Source organism: Brevundimonas vesicularis (assembly GCF_027886425.1).
In the GTDB taxonomy this organism is placed as follows: Bacteria; Pseudomonadota; Alphaproteobacteria; order Caulobacterales; family Caulobacteraceae; genus Brevundimonas; species Brevundimonas vesicularis_C.
The window spans coordinates 576,211-595,134 of the sequence record NZ_CP115671.1 but is presented as its reverse complement, the minus strand read 5'-3'; the positions used below and the strand labels follow the sequence as shown (position 1 = coordinate 595,134).

The following is an 18,924-nucleotide window of genomic DNA, read 5'->3' as shown; positions in this document are numbered from 1 at the left end:
CGATCGCTCTGTTCCGCAATCAGCCCCGAACCGCCGGTGCGTGCAAGGCCTCGATCAGCGTCGCACGACGTTCCGCGCCGTCAGATTGCCCGTGGCGCCGTCGCCGTCGTCCGCGCTGGACCCGAACGGCCAGCCCCGGTCGTCGCCGCAATACCGTCGTCCGCCCTCGCGCGACCCGATCACGACCGCGCGCGGCCTCAGCCAGCCCGCGCCGGTGAACAGATTGTCCGTAATCTGATTATAGGACGGCGTCTGGTGGCGGATCACGCCGTCCTCTCCGCAGTTGCGGTACAGAAACACCCCGCCCTTGCCGTGCAACGTCAGCCGGTTGCCGACGATGCGGTTGGCGCCTGATCCGTCCACCGCGATCTGCTCGCGCGCGGTGCGGATATCGAAATCGTTGTCCTGGATCAGCGCGCCTGCGCTCTCGGCGTCCAGATAAACGGCGGTCGAGGTCGAGCGCCCCGTAAAGCGGGATCGCGTCACCGTAGTGCGTGTCACTCCCGGTCCGACATACAGGGGAATGGTCCCCACGCCCTCGAACCGGACCCGGTCCAGGGTGACGCGGAGCGGCGCGGCGGACTGGGCCGCTTGGGTATGTCCGGCGGTGCGTGACGAGGCCAGTAGGTCGCGCATCGATCCGCCCGCCCCCATGCCCCAGACCCGCACATTGCCGACGACTGTGCAGTTTCGGATCGTCACATCGACCGGCCGCGACCACTGATCGCCCTCGCGGCGGGACCAGACGGCGACGGTCGGGGCGGCGGTCGTCGCCGGGCCCGGCGCGCGGATGGTCCCGCCGCCGCAATCCAGTGACGCGCCTGAACTCTCCGCGCCCTCGATCAGCACGCGGCGGCGAATATCGACGCCCGACAGGTCGGCTTGGCAGGTCAAGCGATAGGGCTGCGTCGCCGGCGTCGTCAGCGCCGCGACCTCTTGCGGCGTGCACCGCCGGTCGGCCAGAGCCTGGAAGGTCAACAGGGCGAGAGCCAGCGCCGCCGTCATATCAGGGCAGAGGGATCGCCAAGGCCGCGCGCTCGGCCGCGCAGCCGGGGTTGGTCAGGCCGCTGCGACGCGCGGCCGCCAACTCCGCCCGCGCCGCCGCCATGTCCGCCTCGAAGGCCGGGGTGGCGACGGCCCTGGCCGCAAGATCCCGTCCGATCTGATCGCCGACCGCGACATCGGTCGGATAATGCATGGCGCAGATCAGGCGGCTGACCCCGATCTCGTGGCCGATCCGGCGCACGGCCTCGGCCCGGTCCGGCTCCAGGGCCGCAAAGGCCTCGCCATAGGCCGTCGCGACCGCTGCGCTGCCGGACGGATAGGAGGCGCTGCGTCGCGCCGCCGGCGTCAGGGTCTGGCAGGCGCGGCGATCGGGATCGTCGCCGACCGGCCGCAGCCGCGTCTGACGCGCCTTGACGCGTTCGGCCGCACTGTTCGCATCATGGAAGATCCGCGCCATCACCCGGTCCAGCGCCGGCGTCTCGGCCGACCCCAGCCGCACGCCCAAGGCGCAGTCGAAATGTTGCAGGGCCAGGGGCGGCCGCAGCTCGGCATGGGCGGTCGCCAGCAGCCATCGGTCGCCGTCCTCCAGCGCTGCAAGCCGCGCCGAGGCCGCCTTGTCCGCCAGGTCCGCGATGGATCCCGGAGTTGGGGCTGGCGGGACCGCATCCGTCAGTTGGGCGATCGTTTCATCGCCCAGGAAGCCCGCCGTCGGCATCGCGCCGTCCGGCTTGGGCGCCCCTGCGCACCCCGCGGCCAGCAGGATCGCCGTCGCCGCGCCCAGGGCGGCGACCCGCCTCACTGACCGGCGCTCCAGCCCAGCTGAACCGAAGTCTCGCCGGTCTCGGTCGGCGTGGCGACGACCTGCAGCGAGGCGCCGTTCACCGCGTCCGCCGCCGCGCCATAGGCGCGTGTGTCGCCCTGGTTCATTCCGGCGACGGAGCGCAGGCCCGCCTTCTCGGCGCGCTCGCGATAGAAGGCGACGACATCGTCCGGCGAGGCGCTGGTGGTGAAGGTGATAAGGCCGCCCGGCCCTGCCTCGCCGCCAGCGGCCAGCGGCTGTCCGTCCACCTGCGCGCCGGGATACACGACCGCAAAGGACGGCGCGCCGTCGGCGGCGGGCGCGGACGTTTCTGAAACGGCGGGCGCTTCGGTTGCTGGCGGCGTCGCGTCAGCGACGGCCGGCGCCGACGCTTCGGGCGCAGTCTTGGCCTCGACCGGTTGAGCCGAGCGATCACATCCTGCGAGGCAAAACAGAACCACGACGGCGGAGGCCGCCAAGCGAAGCGTCATCGAGAGATCGTCCTTGGACCGAGAGGTTCAGAGCGCCACCGTGGCGCATGGTTGCGGCGGCGACAAGGCGCCCGCTCAGTCGGCGGCGTCGTCCTGGTTCGTCGCGCCTTTCTCGGCCGAGCCTTCCTTCGCCAGTCGGTCATTGATCTCGGCGGAGTCGGGGTCGTCGTCCGAACCGCTTGCCGATCCGCCACGCAGCGAGCCTGCCCGCGTGTCCGATCCCGAATCGCTGCCGTCCAGGGCGTCGATCAGCGTATCCGCCTTGTGACCCAGATCCGGCTTTTCGCCCATGTCGGCGGCCTCGCGGGCGTCGTCGCAATCCGCTTCGGGCTTGGGGGAATCGGTGTCGGTCATGGCGCATCGCTCCGCTTGTCGAGATCAGTTTAAAGCGCCTGATCCGGTCGCGGTTCCAGGCTCTCGCCCTTGAACCCCGAGGGACAGACCCGATCTAGGCGTCATGATCCCGTTTTCAGTTCTCGACCTCTCTCCCATCGTCGAAGGCGGCGACGCCCGACGCGGCCTGGATGAAACCCTGGCCCTGGCCCAGGCCGCCGATCGGCTCGGCTATGAGCGGTTCTGGCTGGCCGAACACCACAATATGCCCGGCATCGCCAGCGCCGCCACCGCCATCGTCATCGGCCATGTCGCGGCGGGGACCGAGCGCATTCGCGTCGGCTCCGGCGGCGTCATGCTGCCCAACCATGCGCCCCTGGTCGTCGCCGAACAGTTCGGCACGCTGGAGACCCTGTTTCCGGGCCGCATCGATCTCGGCCTGGGCCGCGCGCCCGGCACGGACGGCGCCACCGCCCGGGCGCTGCGGCGCTATTTCGAAGGCGCAGACCAGTTCCCGCGCGACGTCATCGAGCTGATCCACTGGTTCGAGCCGGCGTCTGAGAACCAGCCCGTCCGGGCCGTTCCGGGCGCCGGCCTGCGCGTGCCGATCTGGCTTCTGGGCTCCAGCCTATTTAGCGCCCAGCTCGCCGGTCAGCTCGGCCTGGCCTACGCCTTCGCCAGCCATTTCGCACCCGAACTGCTGCTGGAGGCCCTGGCCCTGTATCGCCGCGAGTTCGTCCCCTCGGATCGCCTGGCCAAGCCCCACGCCATGGCCGCGATCAATGTCTTCGCCGCCGACACGGACGCCGAGGGCGAGCGCCTGTCCACGTCGATGCAGCAGAGCTTCGCCCGCCTCTCGACCGGCAAGCCGGGCAAGTTGCCGCCGCCCGTCGATGACATCGCCGCGATCCTGACGCCGCAGCAGATCGCCGGCGCCAAGGGCCGGCTGCTGTATTCCGCCATCGGCGGCCCGGAGACCATCAAGCGCCAACTGACCGACTTCATCGCCCTGACCGGCGTGGACGAGCTGATGGTCACCGGCATGATGTTCGACAATACCGCCCGCATCCGCAGCCTGGAGATCGTGGCCGAGGCGCGTGATCAGATGACGACGAGGCAGGCGGCCTAGAGGCTCTGCAGAAAATCCAGCAGCAGGCGGTTGATCTCGTCCGCCCGCTCCTGCTGGATCCAGTGACCCGCGCCCGGCACGACGACCGAGCGGATCAGGTTCGGCGCCCAGTCCTTCAGGCCCGCTTCGTGCCCGCCGGCGTAGTGGCGCACCGGGTCGTCCTCGCCGACGATGAACAGGGCAGGCGGGGTGATCTTTTGGTCCTGCACTAAGGCCGTCAGCAACCAGTTCAGGTCCATCGCCCGATACCAGTTCAGCGGCCCTTCGAACCCGCCCGCCGAAAAAGCCTGCACATATTCGTCGAAATGCGCCTCGCTCATCCATGGCGGCAGGGTCGCGTCGTCGGCGATGGTGTCGAGCAGAGCCACGCCCTCGGGCATGAAGCCGGTCGATCTGCGCTCGGCCGGCGTCGCGCTGTCGTAGGCATAGAACAGTTTCCTCAGCGCCATCGCCGGATCGGCGTCCAACGCCATGTGCGCGTCGGGCGCCTGGAATCGGCTGATGTAGAGGTCGCCCAGCCCGGCCCGTTTCGAGATGGCGGCCATGGCGGCCGTGGGCGGTCCCTTGGGTCGGCGCGGCTGGAACGGGACAGACAGCCCCGCGACCGCCGTGAACAGATCCGGCCTAAACAAGGCGCAATGCCAGGCCACCGGCGCGCCCCAGTCATGCCCGACGACGACGCAAGGCCCTTTGCTCAGCGCCCGGACCAGATCGACCATGTCCCCGACCAGATGCAGGATCGAGTAGGCCTCCACCCCCGCCGGCTTGTCCGTCCCGCCATAGCCCCGCATGTCCGGGGCGACGACATGATAGCCCGCCTGCGACATCGCCTCGACCTGGGCGCGCCAGCTGATCCCTAGTTCGGGAAAGCCGTGGATCAGCAGGACCAGCGGCGCGTTGTCATCCTCGAACCCGGCCTCCAGAACCTGTTGGACCAGACCGTCGGTCTTGATATGCCGGGTTCGCATCGCTTCCTCCGACGGCGTCTTCGCCGCTCATTATCGTCAGGACGGACATGACCCGCCTCGTCACCTTTGCGGACGGTACGACCGTTCCCGCCCTCGGCCAAGGCACCTGGGAGCTGGGCGACGACCCGGCCTGGCGCGATGAAGAGCAGCAGGCCCTGGCGCGCGGCATCGACCTGGGCATGACCCTGATCGACACGGCCGAACTGTATGGCGACGGCCGCTCGGAACGTCTGGTGGGCGAGGTCATCGCCGGACGCCGCGATGAGGTCTTTTTGGTCTCCAAGGTCCGGCCTGAGAATGCGTCGGAGATGAAGATGATGCTGGCCTGCGAGAAGTCGCTGGAACGGCTCGGCGTCGAGCGGCTGGATCTCTATCTGCTGCACTGGGAAGGCCATGTGCCGCTGGAGGAGACCGTCGAGGCCTTCCGCGATCTGGTCGACGAAGGGATGATCGCCCGCTGGGGCGTGTCCAACCTGGACCTGCGCGCCATGGAGCAGTTGATGGAGATCGAGGGGGGCGAGAACTGCGCCGCCAACCAGCTGCTCTATAATCTCGCCTCACGCGGGGTGGAGTTCGACCTCTTCCCGTGGATGCAGGCGCGCGACATGCCGATGATGGCCTATTCGCCGCTTGGGCGAGGCGAACTGCTGGAGCAGCCCCTGATCCGCGACATCGCCAATCGCCATTCCGCCAGCCCGGCCCAGGTGGCGCTGGCCGCCGTCCTGCGCCACGACGGCGTCATCGCCATCCCCAAGGCCAGTTCGGTCGAACACGTCGAGGCCAACGCCGACGCCCTGGACATCCAGTTCGACCTGGAGGATCTGGAACGGCTGGATGCGGCCTTCCCGCCCCCGAAACACGCCGTGCCGCTGGATATCATCTAGCCGCCGGCGACGATCGCCAGCCGCCACGTACGCTCATCGTCCGCATACGGAACAACAGGACCGCGACCCCAGACCGGATCGGGCCAGAGACCGTCGTCGCGGCGGCGGCCGACCACATGGACATGCAATTGCGCCGTCACATTGCCGATGGCGCCGACGTTCAGTTTTTCAACCGCGCCTAGCCGACGAACCAACGCCCCGGCGCGCACCGTCTCCTCCATCAACATTGTCCGCTGTTCGACACTGAGGTCTTCCAGCTCCACCGCCCCCTCGACGCGGGGGATCAGGATCAGCCAGGGAAAGCGAGCGTCGTCCTGCAGCCGCACATGGCACAGCGGCCATTCGGCGGCGGCGACCGATCCCGCCTCGAAGGCCGGAGCGACCTCGAACCCCATCAATTCAGTCCGTAGATGACGCAGGCGCTGTCAGTCATCACGTGCAAGGGCGGTTGCAGCGCCAGCCGAGCCGCCTCGATCTGTGCCTCGCTGGGCGCCCCGCCTCCGGGCGGAGGGGGCGGGGCTGGCGGCGCGGCATATTCCATGCGCGCTTCCGATCGCGACCCCGTCACCACGATGTCGTCTACCGTCGTCTCCTGCCCGCCCCCTGCGGCGTATGAAGGCCAGCCCGCCAGCACGTCCGTCTGGCAAACCCGCCCCGACGGATCGATGATCTTGACCCGCCCGAGGGTCGCGCCGGCGTTGGTCGCCGCCGCCTCGGCCCGGCGACGCGCATCCTTCATCGCCTCGGCCTGCAGATTGGCCTTCCAGCTGTTGTCGGGGTCCAGGTTGAAATTGACCTGTCCGATCGAGGTCGGACGCGAAGCAACGATGGTCGCATAGACCCGCTCGATCAGGCGCACATCGCGCACCGTCACATTGACCGAGGCGTCGGCCTGATAGCGGGCCACGCGGTCGGCTCGGGTGTTGTCGCGCATCACCCCGTTTTCGTCGCGGTACTGGTCATAGAGCGGCCGGGTGGTGACGCTGGTCTCGACCCGCACCTTGTCCGGCCCATAGGCCGACAACGCCTGGCTCAGCGCCCGAACCTGATCGGCGGCGGCGCGCGAGGCCTCGGCGACGCTGCGGTCCACCGACTGGAAGCTGGCCGAAACGAAGGCGCGGTTGGCTTGAATCTCCACCCGCACCTGGCCGACGGAGGCGATGACCGGATCGCGCATCCACCAGGGCGCCGGGATATAGCGTTCGCCGATGGTCGCAGGCGGCGTCTGGGCCAGCACAGGCGTGGCGACCGAGGCCAGCAGCAGGGCGAAAGCGAATGAACGGCGCATCGAAGTCCTCCGGTTGTCGCCGGACCTTCGCAAGCCTGACCAAGGCCGTAAAGCGAGGTTCTTGCGACAGCCGCGCGAGGGGTCTAGACCGCCCGCACGATTAATCCCCTTTCGCACACGCAATAAACGGAGACATCCATGGCTCGCGCGAAGATCGCCCTTATCGGCGCCGGCATGATCGGCGGAACCCTGGCCCACGTGGCCGCGCGCGAAGCCCTGGGCGACGTGATCCTGTTCGACATCGCCGAAGGCACCCCGCAGGGCAAGGCGCTGGACATCGCCGAGGCCTCGGCCGTCTTCGGCCAGGACGTGGCCCTGAAGGGCGCCAACGACTATGCCGACATCGCGGGCGCAGACGTCTGCATCGTCACCGCCGGCGTGCCGCGCAAGCCGGGCATGAGCCGCGACGACCTGATCGGCATCAACCTGAAGGTCATGAAGGCCGTCGGCGAGGGCATCAAGGCCCACGCGCCCAACGCCTTTGTCATCTGCATCACCAACCCGCTCGACGCCATGGTCTGGGCCTTGCAGAACTTCTCCGGCCTGCCGAAGGAGAAGGTGGTCGGCATGGCCGGCGTGCTGGACTCGGCCCGCTTCGCCTATTTCCTGGCTGAAAAGACCGGCGTGTCGGTGCAGGACATCCACGCCTGGACCCTGGGTGGTCACGGCGACGACATGGTGCCGATGGTGCGCCACTCGACCGTCGGAGGCCTGCCCCTGCCGGACGCCGTCGCCGCCGGCTTCCTGTCGCAGGACGAACTGGACGCCATCGTCGAGCGCACCCGCAAGGGCGGCGGAGAGATCGTGGCCCTGCTGAAGACCGGCTCGGCCTTCTACGCCCCGGCGGAATCCGCCATCGCCATGGCCAAGTCCTACCTGCTGGACCAGAAGCGCGTCCTGCCCTGCGCCGTCTGGCTGTCGGGCGAATACGGTCTGTCGGACCTCTACGTCGGCGTCCCCGCGCTGATCGGCGCCGGCGGCGTCGAGAAGATCGTCGAGTTCACCACCAACGACGAAGAAAAGGCGATGTTCGAAAAGTCGGTCGCCTCGGTCCAGGGCCTGCTGCAAGCCTGCAAGGACATCGATTCCTCGCTGGCGTAAGCCGCGCGACGATCGAATGACGAGGGGCCTGCGGAGCGATCCGCAGGCCATTTTTCTTTTCCCTCCTCCCGTTGGGAGAGGGGCATCATTGCGGCGGGACGTAGCCCATGCCTGCCGCAAACTTCGGCAGCAGTTGCAGCCAGACCGTCAGCGGGTCCGCCAGTTGCGCCACGCCTTCGCCCGACAGCACGACGACATCGTATTGCACCGTCGCCGTCGGTGTTTCAGCCGCGGTGTGGAAGGCCTTCAGATAGCGGTTGTCGCGGTTCCAGGCGTTCACCTTGTCCAGCGTCGCGCCGGAGCCCGGCACCACGGCGCTGAACTGAACCTCGCCGCAGCCAGACGCCTCGCAGCCATAGAAGAAGACCGCCCAGGTCAGGCCCGCATTGGTCACGGTGAAGAAGGTCAGGCCGTTCTCGGTCTGCACAGGCCCGACCCGCCCGCCCAGCCCGATGATCCACGTCGCGACCTCGGCCGGCGTCAGCCCGCGACTGGCCGCAGCCGGCGCCGTTTGGGCGAACGCTCCTCCCGCCGTCAGCGGCGATAAGGTCAAAGAAAGGGCGGCGGCGAGGGCGAGACGGCGCATGGAAACACTCCGAGGGTCAGCCCTTACCCTAACCGTCAGTCGCGGACGTGCGCCAGCCAGTCCTTGCTCTGCATTTCGTTGAAGCGCGACACGGTGCGCTCAAACTCGAACGCCCCCACCCCTTCGGTATAGAGCGCCTCGGGCTTGGCCGCCGCCAGCACGATCAGCTTGGTCTTGGCCTCATAGAGGGCGTCCACCAGGGTCACCAGACGCCGCGCCTCGTGGTGGTTGGCCGAACTCAGGATCGGCACGTCTTCCAGGAACAGGGTGTGGAACCGCTGGGCGATGGCCAGATAATCCTGCGGCCCCAGCGGCCTGGCGCACAGCTCGGCAAACGTCGCCCTCGCCATCGATCCCACGGTGCGCTGCACCACCACATCGCGGCCCAACACGCTCAGGTGCGCCGGTTCTTCCGGCTCGCCCCCCTTCAGCTCGCGCCATAACGCCTCGAACGCCGCGCGGTCGTCCGGCGTGTGCCAGACCTGGGCCGAGGTCATCCGGTCCAGCCGCCAATCCCGCGTCCCGGCCGTCTCGACCACCACGCAACGCTCGCGGATGATGTCGATGAAGGGCAGGAAGAGCTGGCGGTTGATGCCGTTCTTGTAGAGGTCCTCCGGCGCGCGGTTCGAGGTGATGGCCAGCACCACCCGATCCTCGAACAGGGCTTCGAACAACCGGCCCAGGATCATGGCGTCGGCGATGTCGGTGACCTGCAGTTCGTCGAAACACAGCAGCCGGGCTTCCGACGCGATCAGCTTTGCGATCGGCGGGATGGGGTCGTCGCCCCTATGGGTTCCGAACACGGCCTTGCGGGTCTTCGCATCCCCCTCGCGCCACTGTTTCACCAGGTCGTGGATACGGGCCATGAAGGCGTGAAAGTGGGCGCGCGTCTTTCGCGGCTCCGGCGTCGCCGAATAGAACAGGTCCATCAGCATCGACTTGCCGCGTCCGGGCGGGCCGTAGAGATAAATGCCCCGGACCTCCGGCGCCTTGCCGAACAGGCCGCGTTTGGCCAGATCGACCTCCAGCCGCTCCAGCGCCGTGATCACGCTCTCCTGCGCCGGATCGGGCGTCAGCACGCCCTCTTCCACGCGGATGTCGTAGGCGTTGCGAATACGGGAGGTCATGGGAGGACTGCTTAAAGCCCGGTACAGTGAAAAGCGATTGCTTCACAGCTCTGAACGCCTATTTGCAGGGCCATCACTACAATGCGCTCAAGCAGCGAGGCCCCGTGGGCCGAGCGGTAGCGCGTCCGAAGGACGAGAAAAAATGGGTTATCGCGTCGCCATCGTCGGAGCCACGGGCAATGTGGGCCGCGAAATGCTGAACATCCTCGAGGAGCTGGAATTCCCCGTCGATGAAATCCACGCCATCGCCTCGCGCAAGTCCAAGGGCGTCGAGGTCTCCTTCGGCGACAAGACCGTCAAATGCCAGGACATCGAACAGTTCGACTTCTCAAAGGTCGATATCGTCCTGATGTCCGCCGGCGGCGCGGTGTCCAAGGAATGGTCCGAGAAGATCGGCAAGGCCGGTCCCATCGTGATCGACAACTCCTCGGCCTTCCGCAAGGACCCCGACGTGCCGCTGATCGTGCCCGAGGTGAACCCGGACGCCATTAAGGACGCGACCAAGAAGAACATCATCGCCAACCCCAATTGCTCGACCATCCAGCTGGTGACGGCGCTGAAGCCGCTGCACGATGCGGCCAAGATCAAGCGAGTCGTGGTCTCGACCTATCAGTCGGTGTCTGGCGCCGGTAAGGAAGGCATGGACGAGCTGTGGAACCAGACCAAGGCCATCTACGGCCTGGGCGACGCCACGCCCAAGAAGTTCCCCAAACAGATCGCCTTCAACGTCATCCCCTACATCGGCTCCTTCCTCGAGGACGGCTCCACCGACGAGGAGAAGAAGATGTCGGACGAGACGCACAAGATGCTGGACCCCGACATCAAGGTCACCGTCACCTGCGTGCGCGTGCCCGTCTTCGTGGGTCACTCCGAGGCCGTGAATGTGGAGTTCGACCGCCCCATCGAACCCGACGAGGCCCGCGCCATCCTGCGCGAGGCGCCGGGCGTGCTGGTCATCGATAAGCAGGAGCACGACGGCTATATCACCCCCGTCGACGCGGCCAGCGAACACGCCGTCTATGTCAGCCGCATCCGCAAGGACACGACCGTCGAGAACGGCCTGAACCTTTGGGTCGTGTCCGACAACCTGCGCAAGGGCGCCGCCCTGAACGCCGTCCAGATCGCGCAGCTTCTGGACGAGACCGGCGTGATCAAGTCGTCGTCGGGATATCGTTCGATCACGGTCTAGGCGGTCTCAACCGTCATGAACGCCCACGCACCCCCTGCCGACGGCCGCGCCGTCGGCACGGCCATCGCCTGCTACACCCTGTGGGGGCTGCTGCCGCTGCTCTTCATGGCGATGGCGGCGCACGGCTTCGGCGCGCCCGAAATCCTGGCGCATCGGGCGGTCTGGTCGGTCTTCGTGGCGGGCTTGGTCCTGCTGCTGGCCGGGCAATGGGGCGAGGCGCGCCGGGTGCTGGCCACGCCGCGCACCCTGGCCTGGCTGGCCCTGTCCGCGCTGCTGATCGGCACCAACTGGAGCCTTTACGTCTTCGCCACCACGCATCACGCGACGCTGGAGGCCAGCCTCGGCTACTATATCAATCCCCTGCTCAACATGGCGGCCGGCGCCGTGCTGTTCCGCGAGAAGATCGACCGCTGGAGCGCGCTCGCCATCGGTCTGGCCGCCATCGGGGTCGTGATCCAGACGATCGCCCTCGGGCATGTGCCGATCATCGGCCTGACCCTGGCCGTCACCTTCTGCGCCTATGCGGTGATCCGAAAACGCGTGCCCGCCTCGGCCCAGACTGGTCTGTTCGTGGAATGTCTGGTGCTGCTGCCCATTGGCGCGGTCTTCCTGGCCTGGTTGACCACCCACGGTCAGGCGGTCGGATTTGGGTCGCCCTCCGGCCTGATCTGGGCGCTGGTGAATGGCCCGGCGACCGTGATCCCGCTGGCGCTGTTCGCCTGGTCGGCTCGGCGTCTGCCCCTGTCCACCGTGGGCTTCATCCAGTTCCTAGCCCCGACGCTGCAGTTCGCCTGCGGCGTCGCGACCGGCGAGCCTCTGACCCTGCTGCGGATCGTGTCCTTCGTCTTCATCTGGGCCGGCGCCGGCGTCTTCGCCCTGGCCGCCTTCAATCGCAGCCGCGCCGCACGCGAGGCGTTGAAGACCACGGCGGAACCGGCGTAGCCTTCGCCCACACGGAGGCGAGGCCATGACGACCGCCCAACCGGGCCCCTGCGAAGGCGGACAGGTCCACGCCGCCGCCGAACCGGCCCATCCCCTGTCGGCGGCGCGCAAACGCTGGGTGCTGGCCGCGACGGTGCTGGGCTCCAGCCTGACCTTCATCGACGGCTCGGCCCTGGGCGTCGCCTTGCCCGCCGTACAGCGGGATCTTGCGGCCGGCACGGCGGCGGTCCAGTGGGTGTCGAACGCCTATCTGCTGACGCTGGGCGCCCTGGTTTTGATCGGTGGCGCGGCCGGCGATCGGTTCGGACGGCGGCGGGTCTTTCTGATCGGGGTCGCGATCTTCGCCCTGGCCTCCATCGGCTGCGCCCTGGCGCCCACCGTCCAGGCCCTGGTCGCCGGCCGGGCGATCCAGGGGATCGGCGCGGCCCTGCTGACGCCCGGCGCCCTGGCGGTGATCGGCGCGACCTTCCCGCCCGAGGAGCGGGGCAAGGCCTTTGGAACCTGGGCCGGCTTCGGCGCCCTGACCGGCATGGTCGGACCGCTGATCGGGGGATGGCTGGCCGACGCCGCCGACTGGCGCGCCATCTTCTGGATCAATGTCCCGCTGGCGATCCTGACCGCCGTTGTGACCCTGGCCGCGACGCCCGAGAGCCGCGATCCCGACGCGCGCGGTCTGGACGGTCTGGGCGCAGTTCTGGCGGTCGCCGGACTGGGCGCCCTGACCTGGGCCCTGACCGCCGCGCCCGATCTGGGGTTCCCATCGCCCGTCATCCTGGCCGGACTTGTCGTGGGCGCGGCGCTGCTGGCCGCCTTCGTCTGGGCCGAGGCGCGCCAGAGCCACCCGATGATGCCGCTGGGCCTGTTTTCCTCCTCGGTGTTCAGCGGGATCAATCTGCTGACCCTGCTGCTCTATTTCGCCCTGGGCGGGGCGATGTTCTTCCTGCCCTTCGATCTGATCCGGGTTCACGGCTGGAGCGCGACCGAGGCGGGCGCCGCCATGCTGCCCTTCGCCGCCGTCATGGGCCTGTTTTCCGGCCTCGCGGGTCGGGTCGCCGATCGGTTCGGCGCGCGTCTGTCGCTCAGCGTCGGTCCGGCCCTGGCCGGGATCGGACTGGCGCTCCTCGCCGTGCCTGCGCCGGGCGCCGGCTATATCGACGGACCGCTGGCGGGCATGACGGTGCTGGCGATCGGCATGACCCTGGCGGTCGGGCCGCTGACGGCGACGGTGATGGGGGCCGTCAAGGCGGGCCACACCGGCGTGGCCTCGGGCGTCAACAATGCAGTGGCGCGCGTGGCCAGCCTTCTGGCCGTCGCCCTCCTAGGCCTGGTGCTGTCTGCGGTCTTCGCCGGGGTCGCCAATCTGCCTGACGCCCGCGCCCAGCTGGCCCAGGTCATGTCGGGCGGCGCGATCACGCCCATCGCCCGCGACGCCTTCCACGCGGCGTTTCGGGCCGTGATCCTGACCTGCGCCGGCTGCGCGGGCTTGGCCGGCCTGATCGGCCTGCTGACCGCGCCCGGCCCGGTTCACAAGGCGGCGTAGAGCGCGTCCAGCAACCGCTTGGGCCGAGGGTCGCCGATCAGGTGCGGCGACTGGCGCGTCATGACATAGGCCGCCGACAGTTTCCGCGAGGGATCGGCCATGGCCATCGACCCGCCCCAGCCATAATGGCCGAAGGCTTCGTTGGGCCCGAAGACCTTCAGCCCGTCGTTGCGCATCAGGCCCGCCGCCCAGCTGATCGTGTAGGGCAACACCTTGTCCGGCCCATGGATGCGCTCTCCCGTCAGCTGATCCAGCGTTCCCGCCGACAGCACCGACCGGGCGTCCAGCACGCCGCCATTTGCCACTACGCCCAGCATCTTCGCCAGGCCCAGCGCCGTGCCGTGCAGATTGGCCGACGGAATCTCCATCTCGCGCCAGGCCGCCGAGCCGCGCCCGCCCGGCGCCGAGCCGCGATCCAGGAAGGCCGCCTGTTTGATCGGATCGATGGCCCCCAGGCTCGGCGCCGCCGTGGGTTTGCGCATCTGCGCCACCCGTCCATGCTGGCTTTCCGGCAGGCCGATCCACAGGTCCAGCTCCGGGAAGTCCTGGCGCAGCGCCTGGCCCATCGTCCGTCCGGTCGCGCGGCGATAGACTTCATTGGCCAGATAGCCGACGGTGATCGGGTGATAGCCCGAGGCTGAACCCGGCGCCCACATCGGCGCCTGGGCCGCCAGACGCGCCAGCACCGCGGACACATCGAACCAGATTGTCGGATCGACCGCCTCGGAAAAGCCCGGCAGACCCGACTGGTGGCTCATCAACTGGGCGACGGTGACCTCCGCCTTGCCCGCCGCCCCGAACTCGGGCCACAGCGAGGCCACCGTTTGATCATAGTCGATCTGACCCGCCTCGACCGCGCTCGCCATCAGGATGGCCATCACCGCCTTGCCTGTCGAAAACACAGAGGTCAGGGTGGTGTCGGTGAACGGCGTCGTCCTGGCCGTATCCGCATGGCCCGCCCACAGATCGACGACCGTTTCGCCCTCGACCAGCACGCTGAACCGCGCCGCCTGCTCGTTCAGCCCCTCGGGCGCGGCGGTGAAGTTGGCGGCGAACGCCTCGCTCACGGCCTCAAAACCGGGAGCGCAGACGCCGTGGATGTCGATGAGATCGGTCATGGGCAGGTCCTAGCGCGCCCGCCGCCCACGAAAAAGGCCTCCCGCCGAAACGGGAGGCCTCAAATCGTTCGACCCTTCGACAGGATCAGGCCGCAACGACCTCGGTGGCCTGTTCGGCCAGGATGGTCAGGCCTTCGCCGTTCACGTCGGCGAAGCCGCCGTGCACGTCGTACTGGGTCTTGGCGCCGTTGTTATAGACGGTCACCAGACCCTCGCGCAGGGCGGTCATGAAGGGCGCATGATCCGGCAGAACGCCGAAGTCGCCCTCGACGCCCGGTGCATCGACCTGGTCCACGAGGCCCGAGAAGACCTCGCGTTCCGGCGAGACGAGGGAGAAGTTCAGCTTGCCGGCCATGATCAGGCTTCCGACGCCATCTTCTCGGCCTTGGCGACGGCCTCTTCGATGGAGCCGACCATGTAGAAGGCGGCTTCCGGCAGGTGGTCGTATTCACCGGCGACGATGCCCTTGAACGAGCGGATCGTGTCGGCCAGCTCGACGAACTTGCCGGGCGAGTTGGTGAACTGTTCGGCCACAAAGAAGGGCTGAGACAGGAAGCGCTGGATCTTGCGGGCGCGCGAGACGACCAGCTTGTCCTCTTCCGACAGCTCGTCCATGCCCAGGATGGCGATGATGTCCTTCAGGCCCTTGTACTGCTGCAGCACTTCCTGAACCGAACGGGCGACGTTGTAGTGTTCGTCGCCGATGACCAGCGGGTCCATGATCCGCGAGGTCGAGTCCAGCGGGTCAACGGCTGGGAAGATGGCCTGGGCGGCGATGTCGCGGCTCAAAACCGTCGTTGCGTCCAAGTGGGCGAACGAGGCGGCGGGCGCCGGGTCGGTCAGGTCGTCGGCGGGCACGTAGATGGCCTGGACCGAGGTGATCGAACCCTTCTTGGTCGAGGTGATGCGCTCCTGCAGGTTGCCCATCTCGGTGGCCAGCGTCGGCTGATAACCCACGGCCGAGGGGATCCGGCCCAGCAGAGCCGACACTTCAGAACCGGCCTGCGTGAAGCGGAAGATGTTGTCGACGAACAGCAGCACATCCTTGCCTTCTTCGTCACGGAAGTATTCCGCGATCGACAGGCCGGTCAGGGCGACGCGAGCGCGGGCGCCGGGGGGCTCGTTCATCTGGCCGTAGACCAGGGCGCACTTGGAGCCCTCTGTCGAGCCGCCGTTCTTGGACGGGTCCACGTTCACGTTGGACTCGATCATCTCGTGATACAGGTCGTTGCCTTCGCGGGTGCGCTCGCCCACGCCGGCCAGAACCGAATAACCGCCGTACGCCTTGGCGATGTTGTTGATCAGCTCCTGCATGGTCACGGTCTTGCCCACGCCGGCGCCGCCGAACAGGCCGATCTTGCCGCCCTTGGTGTAGGGGCACATCAGGTCGATGACCTTGATGCCCGTGACCAGGATTTCCGACGAGGTCGACTGCTCTTCGAAGCTGGGCGCTTCCTTGTGGATCGGGCGGTATTCGGTGGTGGCGATCGGGCCGGCTTCGTCGATCGGCTGGCCGACGACGTTCATGATGCGGCCCAGGGTGCCGGGGCCGACCGGCGCCTGGATCGACGACCCGGTGTCGGTCACGGGCTGGCCGCGCGTCAGGCCTTCGGTCGTGTCCATCGAGATGGCGCGGACCATGTTCTCACCCAGGTGCTGGGCGACTTCCAGAACCAGGGTGAAAGGCTCGCCCGTCTTCTGGTCGATGTTCTGGGTGTGCAGGGCGTTCAGGATCGCCGGCAGGTGGCCGTCGAACTCGACATCGACGACGGCGCCGATGACCTGGGCGATCTTGCCCGTGGCGACGGCCGCGCCGGGCGCGGTCGCGGCGACAGGCGCCTTCTTGACGGCGGGCTTCTTGGCGGCGGGTTTCTTGGGGGCGACGGTGTCGGTCATGGTCAGGGTCCGTATCGGAATGTCTGTTCGGTCGGGATCAGAGGGCTTCGGCGCCGGCGATGATCTCGATCAGCTCGGTGGTGATCTGGGCTTGGCGCTTGCGATTGTATTGCAGCGTCAGGGCGTTGATGAGGTCGCCCGCATTGCGCGTGGCGTTGTCCATCGCCGCCATTTGCGAGCCGAAGAAGCCGGCCTGGTTCTCATACAGCGCGGCCAGAATCTGGGTCGTCAGCGCGCGCGGCAGCAGGGTTTCCAGAATTTCCTCTTCCGAAGGCTCGTACTCATAGACCGCGCCGTTCAGGTCGATCGGCTGGGCGTCGCCCTCGACCACGGCCGGGATCAACTGCTTGGCCGTCGGGACCTGTTGGATCACCGACTTGAACTGGCTGTAGAACAGGGTGACCACATCGGCCTGACCCTCTTCGAACGCCGTGGCGATCATTTCGGCGACCGGCTGGGCCGACGGCAGGCCGATCGTCTTGTGGTCCGACAGTTCGAAGGTGTGGACCACCTTATCGCCGTACAGACGCGCCAGCTGATCGCGCGACTTCTTGCCGACGGCGATGATCTTCACGTCCTTGCCGGCGTTGATCAGGCTGTTGATCCGCTCGCGCGCGGCGCGGATGACGTTGGTCGAGAAGCCGCCCGCCAGACCCTTGTCCGCTGTCGCCACGACGATCAGGTGACGCTGATCCTGGCCCGTGCCCGACAGCATCTTGGGGGCGTCGGCGCCCGAGACGCCGGCGGCCAGATTGGCGATGACCGAGGCCATCTTCTGCGCATAGGGCCGGGCGCTTTCGGCCTGGTCCTGGGCGCGCTTCAGCTTGGCCGCGGCGACCATCTGCATGGCTTTCGTGATCTTCTGCGTGGCTTTCACGCTTCCGATCCGATTGCGCATTTCCTTGAGGCTGGCCATCCGGCGCTTACTCTCTCAGCTTACCAGACGGGTTCAGGCGAAGGTCTTGACGAAGGCGGCCAGGATGTCCTTCAGCTCGGCTTCGAGGTCCGAGGTCAGGTCCTTCTTGGTGCGGATGCCTTCCAGCAGCGACGCGTGGTTCGCATGGATGCGCGCCAGCAGCTCCTTCTCGAAGCGGCCGACGTCGCCGACGGCGATGCCGTCGATGTAACCGCGCGTGCCGGCGTAGACCGAGACGACCTGCTCTTCCATCGCCAGCGGCGAATACTGCGGCTGCTTCAGCAGTTCCGTCAGACGGGCGCCGCGCGCCAGCAGCTTCTGGGTCGAGGCGTCCAGGTCCGAGCCGAACTTGGCGAAGGCTGCCATCTCGCGATACTGCGCCAGCTCGCCCTTGATCGAACCGGCGACCTTCTTCATCGCCTTGGTCTGGGCCGACGAGCCGACGCGCGACACCGAGATGCCGACGTTCACGGCCGGACGGATGCCCTGATAGAACAGGTCCGATTCCAGGAAGATCTGACCGTCGGTGATCGAGATCACGTTGGTCGGGATGTAGGCCGAGACGTCGTTGGCCTGGGTTTCGATGATCGGCAGGGCGGTCATCGAGCCCGAACCGTAATCCTCGTTCAGCTTGGCCGAACGCTCCAGCAGGCGGCTATGCAGGTAGAAGACGTCGCCCGGATAGGCTTCACGGCCGGGCGGACGGCGCAGCAGCAGCGACATCTGGCGATAGGCGACAGCCTGTTTCGACAGATCGTCATAGACGATCAGGGCGTGCATGCCGTTGTCGCGGAAGAACTCGCCCATGGCGGTGCCGGCGAACGGGGCCAGGAATTGCAGCGGGGCCGGTTCCGACGCCGTGGCGGCGACGACGATCGTGTATTCCAGCGCGCCCGACTCTTCGAGGGTCTTGACGATCTGGGCGACGGTCGAACGCTTCTGACCGATTGCGACGTAGATGCAGTAGAGCTTGGCGCTCTCGTCGTCGGTCTTGTTGACGTTCTTCTGGTTCAAGATGGTGTCGACGGCGACGGCGGTCTTGCCGACCTGACGGTCACCAATGATCAGCTCGCGCTGGCCGCGGCCGACGGGGATCAGGGTGTCGATGGCCTTCAGGCCGGTTTGCATCGGCTCGTGAACCGACTTGCGCGGGATGATGCCGGGCGCCTTGACGTCCACGCGGCGGCGCTCGGTGAACTGGATCGGACCCTTGCCGTCGATCGGCTCGCCCAGCGGGTTGACGACGCGGCCCAGCAGACCCTTGCCGACCGGAACGTCCACGATCTCGCCCAGGCGGCGCACGTCGTCGCCCTCGGCGATGGCGGCGTCGGCGCCGAAGATCACGGCGCCCACGTTGTCGCGCTCGAGGTTCAGGGCCATGCCCTTCACGCCGGCCTTGGTGAACTCGACCATTTCACCGGCCTGGACATTGTCCAGACCGTGGATGCGGGCGATGCCGTCGCCGACCGACAGCACGCTGCCGACGTCGGAGACATCGGCTTCGACGCCGAAGTTGGCGATCTGCGACTTGAGGATGGCCGAGATTTCAGCGGCGCGGATGTCCATGACGGGCTCTCTGTTCTTCAGTCTTCTGCGGGTGCGCCGTTCAGGC

20 protein-coding genes are annotated in these 18,924 nt (G+C 67.6%); 6 read left to right on the top strand and 14 right to left on the bottom strand.

All coding sequences use genetic code 11. The annotated features are described in order from the left end of the window. Positions 1 to 54 precede the first annotated feature (54 nt). The 4 genes from PFY01_RS02850 to PFY01_RS02835 all read right to left on the bottom strand — a co-directional run bounded on the left by PFY01_RS02850 (position 55) and on the right by PFY01_RS02835 (position 2,649). On the bottom strand, positions 55 to 1,005 hold the full coding sequence (locus tag PFY01_RS02850; protein ID WP_271042339.1) for a right-handed parallel beta-helix repeat-containing protein: 951 nt from the start codon (positions 1,003 to 1,005) through the stop codon (positions 55 to 57). A gap of 1 nt (position 1,006) precedes the next feature. Continuing rightward, positions 1,007 to 1,804 carry a PA-phosphatase gene (locus PFY01_RS02845; RefSeq protein ID WP_271042338.1) on the bottom strand — a complete coding sequence of 266 codons (798 nt, stop codon included), beginning with the start codon at positions 1,802 to 1,804 and terminating at the stop codon, positions 1,007 to 1,009. Beyond that, on the bottom strand, positions 1,801 to 2,295 hold the full coding sequence (locus PFY01_RS02840; RefSeq protein ID WP_271042337.1) for a hypothetical protein: 495 nt from the start codon (positions 2,293 to 2,295) through the stop codon (positions 1,801 to 1,803). Before PFY01_RS02840 ends, PFY01_RS02845 begins: the two co-directional genes overlap by 4 nt. Positions 2,296 to 2,370: 75 nt before the next feature. Continuing rightward, positions 2,371 to 2,649, bottom strand: coding sequence for a ribonuclease (locus PFY01_RS02835; RefSeq protein ID WP_271042336.1), 279 nt, complete (start codon positions 2,647 to 2,649; stop codon positions 2,371 to 2,373). A 103-nt stretch (positions 2,650 to 2,752) separates the two neighbouring features. On the opposite strand from PFY01_RS02835, the gene PFY01_RS02830 reads away from it, so the two are divergent. Further along, positions 2,753 to 3,757, top strand: coding sequence for an LLM class flavin-dependent oxidoreductase (locus PFY01_RS02830; protein ID WP_271042335.1), 1,005 nt, complete (start codon positions 2,753 to 2,755; stop codon positions 3,755 to 3,757). Here PFY01_RS02830 and PFY01_RS02825 read toward each other — a convergent pair. After that, a complete protein-coding gene (locus tag PFY01_RS02825; protein WP_271042334.1) occupies positions 3,754 to 4,725 on the bottom strand; it encodes an alpha/beta fold hydrolase in 972 nt (323 codons plus the stop codon). The genes PFY01_RS02830 and PFY01_RS02825 overlap by 4 nt on opposite strands. Positions 4,726 to 4,772: 47 nt before the next feature. Between PFY01_RS02825 and PFY01_RS02820 the strand changes: the two genes are divergently transcribed. Beyond that, positions 4,773 to 5,609 carry an aldo/keto reductase gene (locus PFY01_RS02820; RefSeq protein ID WP_271042333.1) on the top strand — a complete coding sequence of 279 codons (837 nt, stop codon included), beginning with the start codon at positions 4,773 to 4,775 and terminating at the stop codon, positions 5,607 to 5,609. Here PFY01_RS02820 and PFY01_RS02815 read toward each other — a convergent pair. Both PFY01_RS02815 and PFY01_RS02810 read right to left on the bottom strand, forming a co-directional pair. Further along, positions 5,606 to 6,004, bottom strand: coding sequence for an HIT domain-containing protein (locus PFY01_RS02815; RefSeq protein WP_271042332.1), 399 nt, complete (start codon positions 6,002 to 6,004; stop codon positions 5,606 to 5,608). The two genes, PFY01_RS02820 and PFY01_RS02815, sit on opposite strands and share 4 nt — an antisense overlap. Continuing rightward, positions 6,004 to 6,897, bottom strand: coding sequence for an SIMPL domain-containing protein (locus PFY01_RS02810; protein WP_271042331.1), 894 nt, complete (start codon positions 6,895 to 6,897; stop codon positions 6,004 to 6,006). Before PFY01_RS02810 ends, PFY01_RS02815 begins: the two co-directional genes overlap by 1 nt. Positions 6,898 to 7,035: 138 nt before the next feature. On the opposite strand from PFY01_RS02810, the gene mdh reads away from it, so the two are divergent. After that, complete coding sequence (gene mdh / locus PFY01_RS02805) at positions 7,036 to 7,998, top strand: malate dehydrogenase (protein WP_271042330.1); 963 nt, start codon at positions 7,036 to 7,038, stop codon at positions 7,996 to 7,998. 85 nt (positions 7,999 to 8,083) lie between these two features. Here mdh and PFY01_RS02800 read toward each other — a convergent pair whose 3' ends face one another. Together PFY01_RS02800 and zapE are read right to left on the bottom strand one after the other, a co-directional pair. After that, the gene (locus PFY01_RS02800) at positions 8,084 to 8,584 is read right to left on the bottom strand and encodes a YbjN domain-containing protein (RefSeq protein ID WP_271042329.1); all 501 of its coding nucleotides are present in this window, start codon (positions 8,582 to 8,584) and stop codon (positions 8,084 to 8,086) included. Positions 8,585 to 8,619: 35 nt separating this feature from the next. Beyond that, positions 8,620 to 9,711, bottom strand: a complete 1,092-nt coding sequence (gene zapE / locus PFY01_RS02795) for a cell division protein ZapE (protein WP_271042328.1) — start codon at positions 9,709 to 9,711, stop codon at positions 8,620 to 8,622. Positions 9,712 to 9,853: 142 nt separating this feature from the next. Between zapE and PFY01_RS02790 the strand changes: the two genes are divergently transcribed. The 3 genes from PFY01_RS02790 to PFY01_RS02780 are packed head-to-tail and all read left to right on the top strand — an operon-like array spanning position 9,854 to position 13,382. Beyond that, on the top strand, positions 9,854 to 10,900 hold the full coding sequence (locus PFY01_RS02790) for an aspartate-semialdehyde dehydrogenase (RefSeq protein ID WP_271042327.1): 1,047 nt from the start codon (positions 9,854 to 9,856) through the stop codon (positions 10,898 to 10,900). Positions 10,901 to 10,915: 15 nt separating this feature from the next. After that, complete coding sequence (gene rarD, locus PFY01_RS02785; protein WP_271042326.1) at positions 10,916 to 11,842, top strand: EamA family transporter RarD; 927 nt, start codon at positions 10,916 to 10,918, stop codon at positions 11,840 to 11,842. Between the two features lie 25 nt (positions 11,843 to 11,867). Then, positions 11,868 to 13,382 carry a DHA2 family efflux MFS transporter permease subunit gene (locus PFY01_RS02780; RefSeq protein WP_271042325.1) on the top strand — a complete coding sequence of 505 codons (1,515 nt, stop codon included), beginning with the start codon at positions 11,868 to 11,870 and terminating at the stop codon, positions 13,380 to 13,382. Here the strand turns inward: PFY01_RS02780 and PFY01_RS02775 are convergent. The 5 genes from PFY01_RS02775 to atpA all read right to left on the bottom strand — a co-directional run bounded on the left by PFY01_RS02775 (position 13,367) and on the right by atpA (position 18,878). Further along, positions 13,367 to 14,500, bottom strand: a complete 1,134-nt coding sequence (locus PFY01_RS02775; protein ID WP_271042324.1) for a serine hydrolase domain-containing protein — start codon at positions 14,498 to 14,500, stop codon at positions 13,367 to 13,369. The genes PFY01_RS02780 and PFY01_RS02775 overlap by 16 nt on opposite strands. 85 nt (positions 14,501 to 14,585) lie before the next feature. Next, entirely contained in the window at positions 14,586 to 14,855 is a 270-nt protein-coding gene (locus tag PFY01_RS02770; RefSeq protein WP_017506810.1) for an ATP synthase F1 subunit epsilon, read from the bottom strand. Between the two features lie 2 nt (positions 14,856 to 14,857). Beyond that, positions 14,858 to 16,396: a F0F1 ATP synthase subunit beta gene (gene atpD, locus PFY01_RS02765; protein WP_055754291.1), complete on the bottom strand. Its 1,539-nt coding sequence runs from the start codon at positions 16,394 to 16,396 to the stop codon at positions 14,858 to 14,860. 37 nt (positions 16,397 to 16,433) lie between these two features. Continuing rightward, on the bottom strand, positions 16,434 to 17,312 hold the full coding sequence (locus PFY01_RS02760) for a F0F1 ATP synthase subunit gamma (protein WP_066628192.1): 879 nt from the start codon (positions 17,310 to 17,312) through the stop codon (positions 16,434 to 16,436). 33 nt (positions 17,313 to 17,345) lie between these two features. Continuing rightward, positions 17,346 to 18,878, bottom strand: a complete 1,533-nt coding sequence (gene atpA, locus PFY01_RS02755; RefSeq protein WP_055754289.1) for a F0F1 ATP synthase subunit alpha — start codon at positions 18,876 to 18,878, stop codon at positions 17,346 to 17,348. Between the last annotated feature and the right edge of the window lie 46 nt (positions 18,879 to 18,924).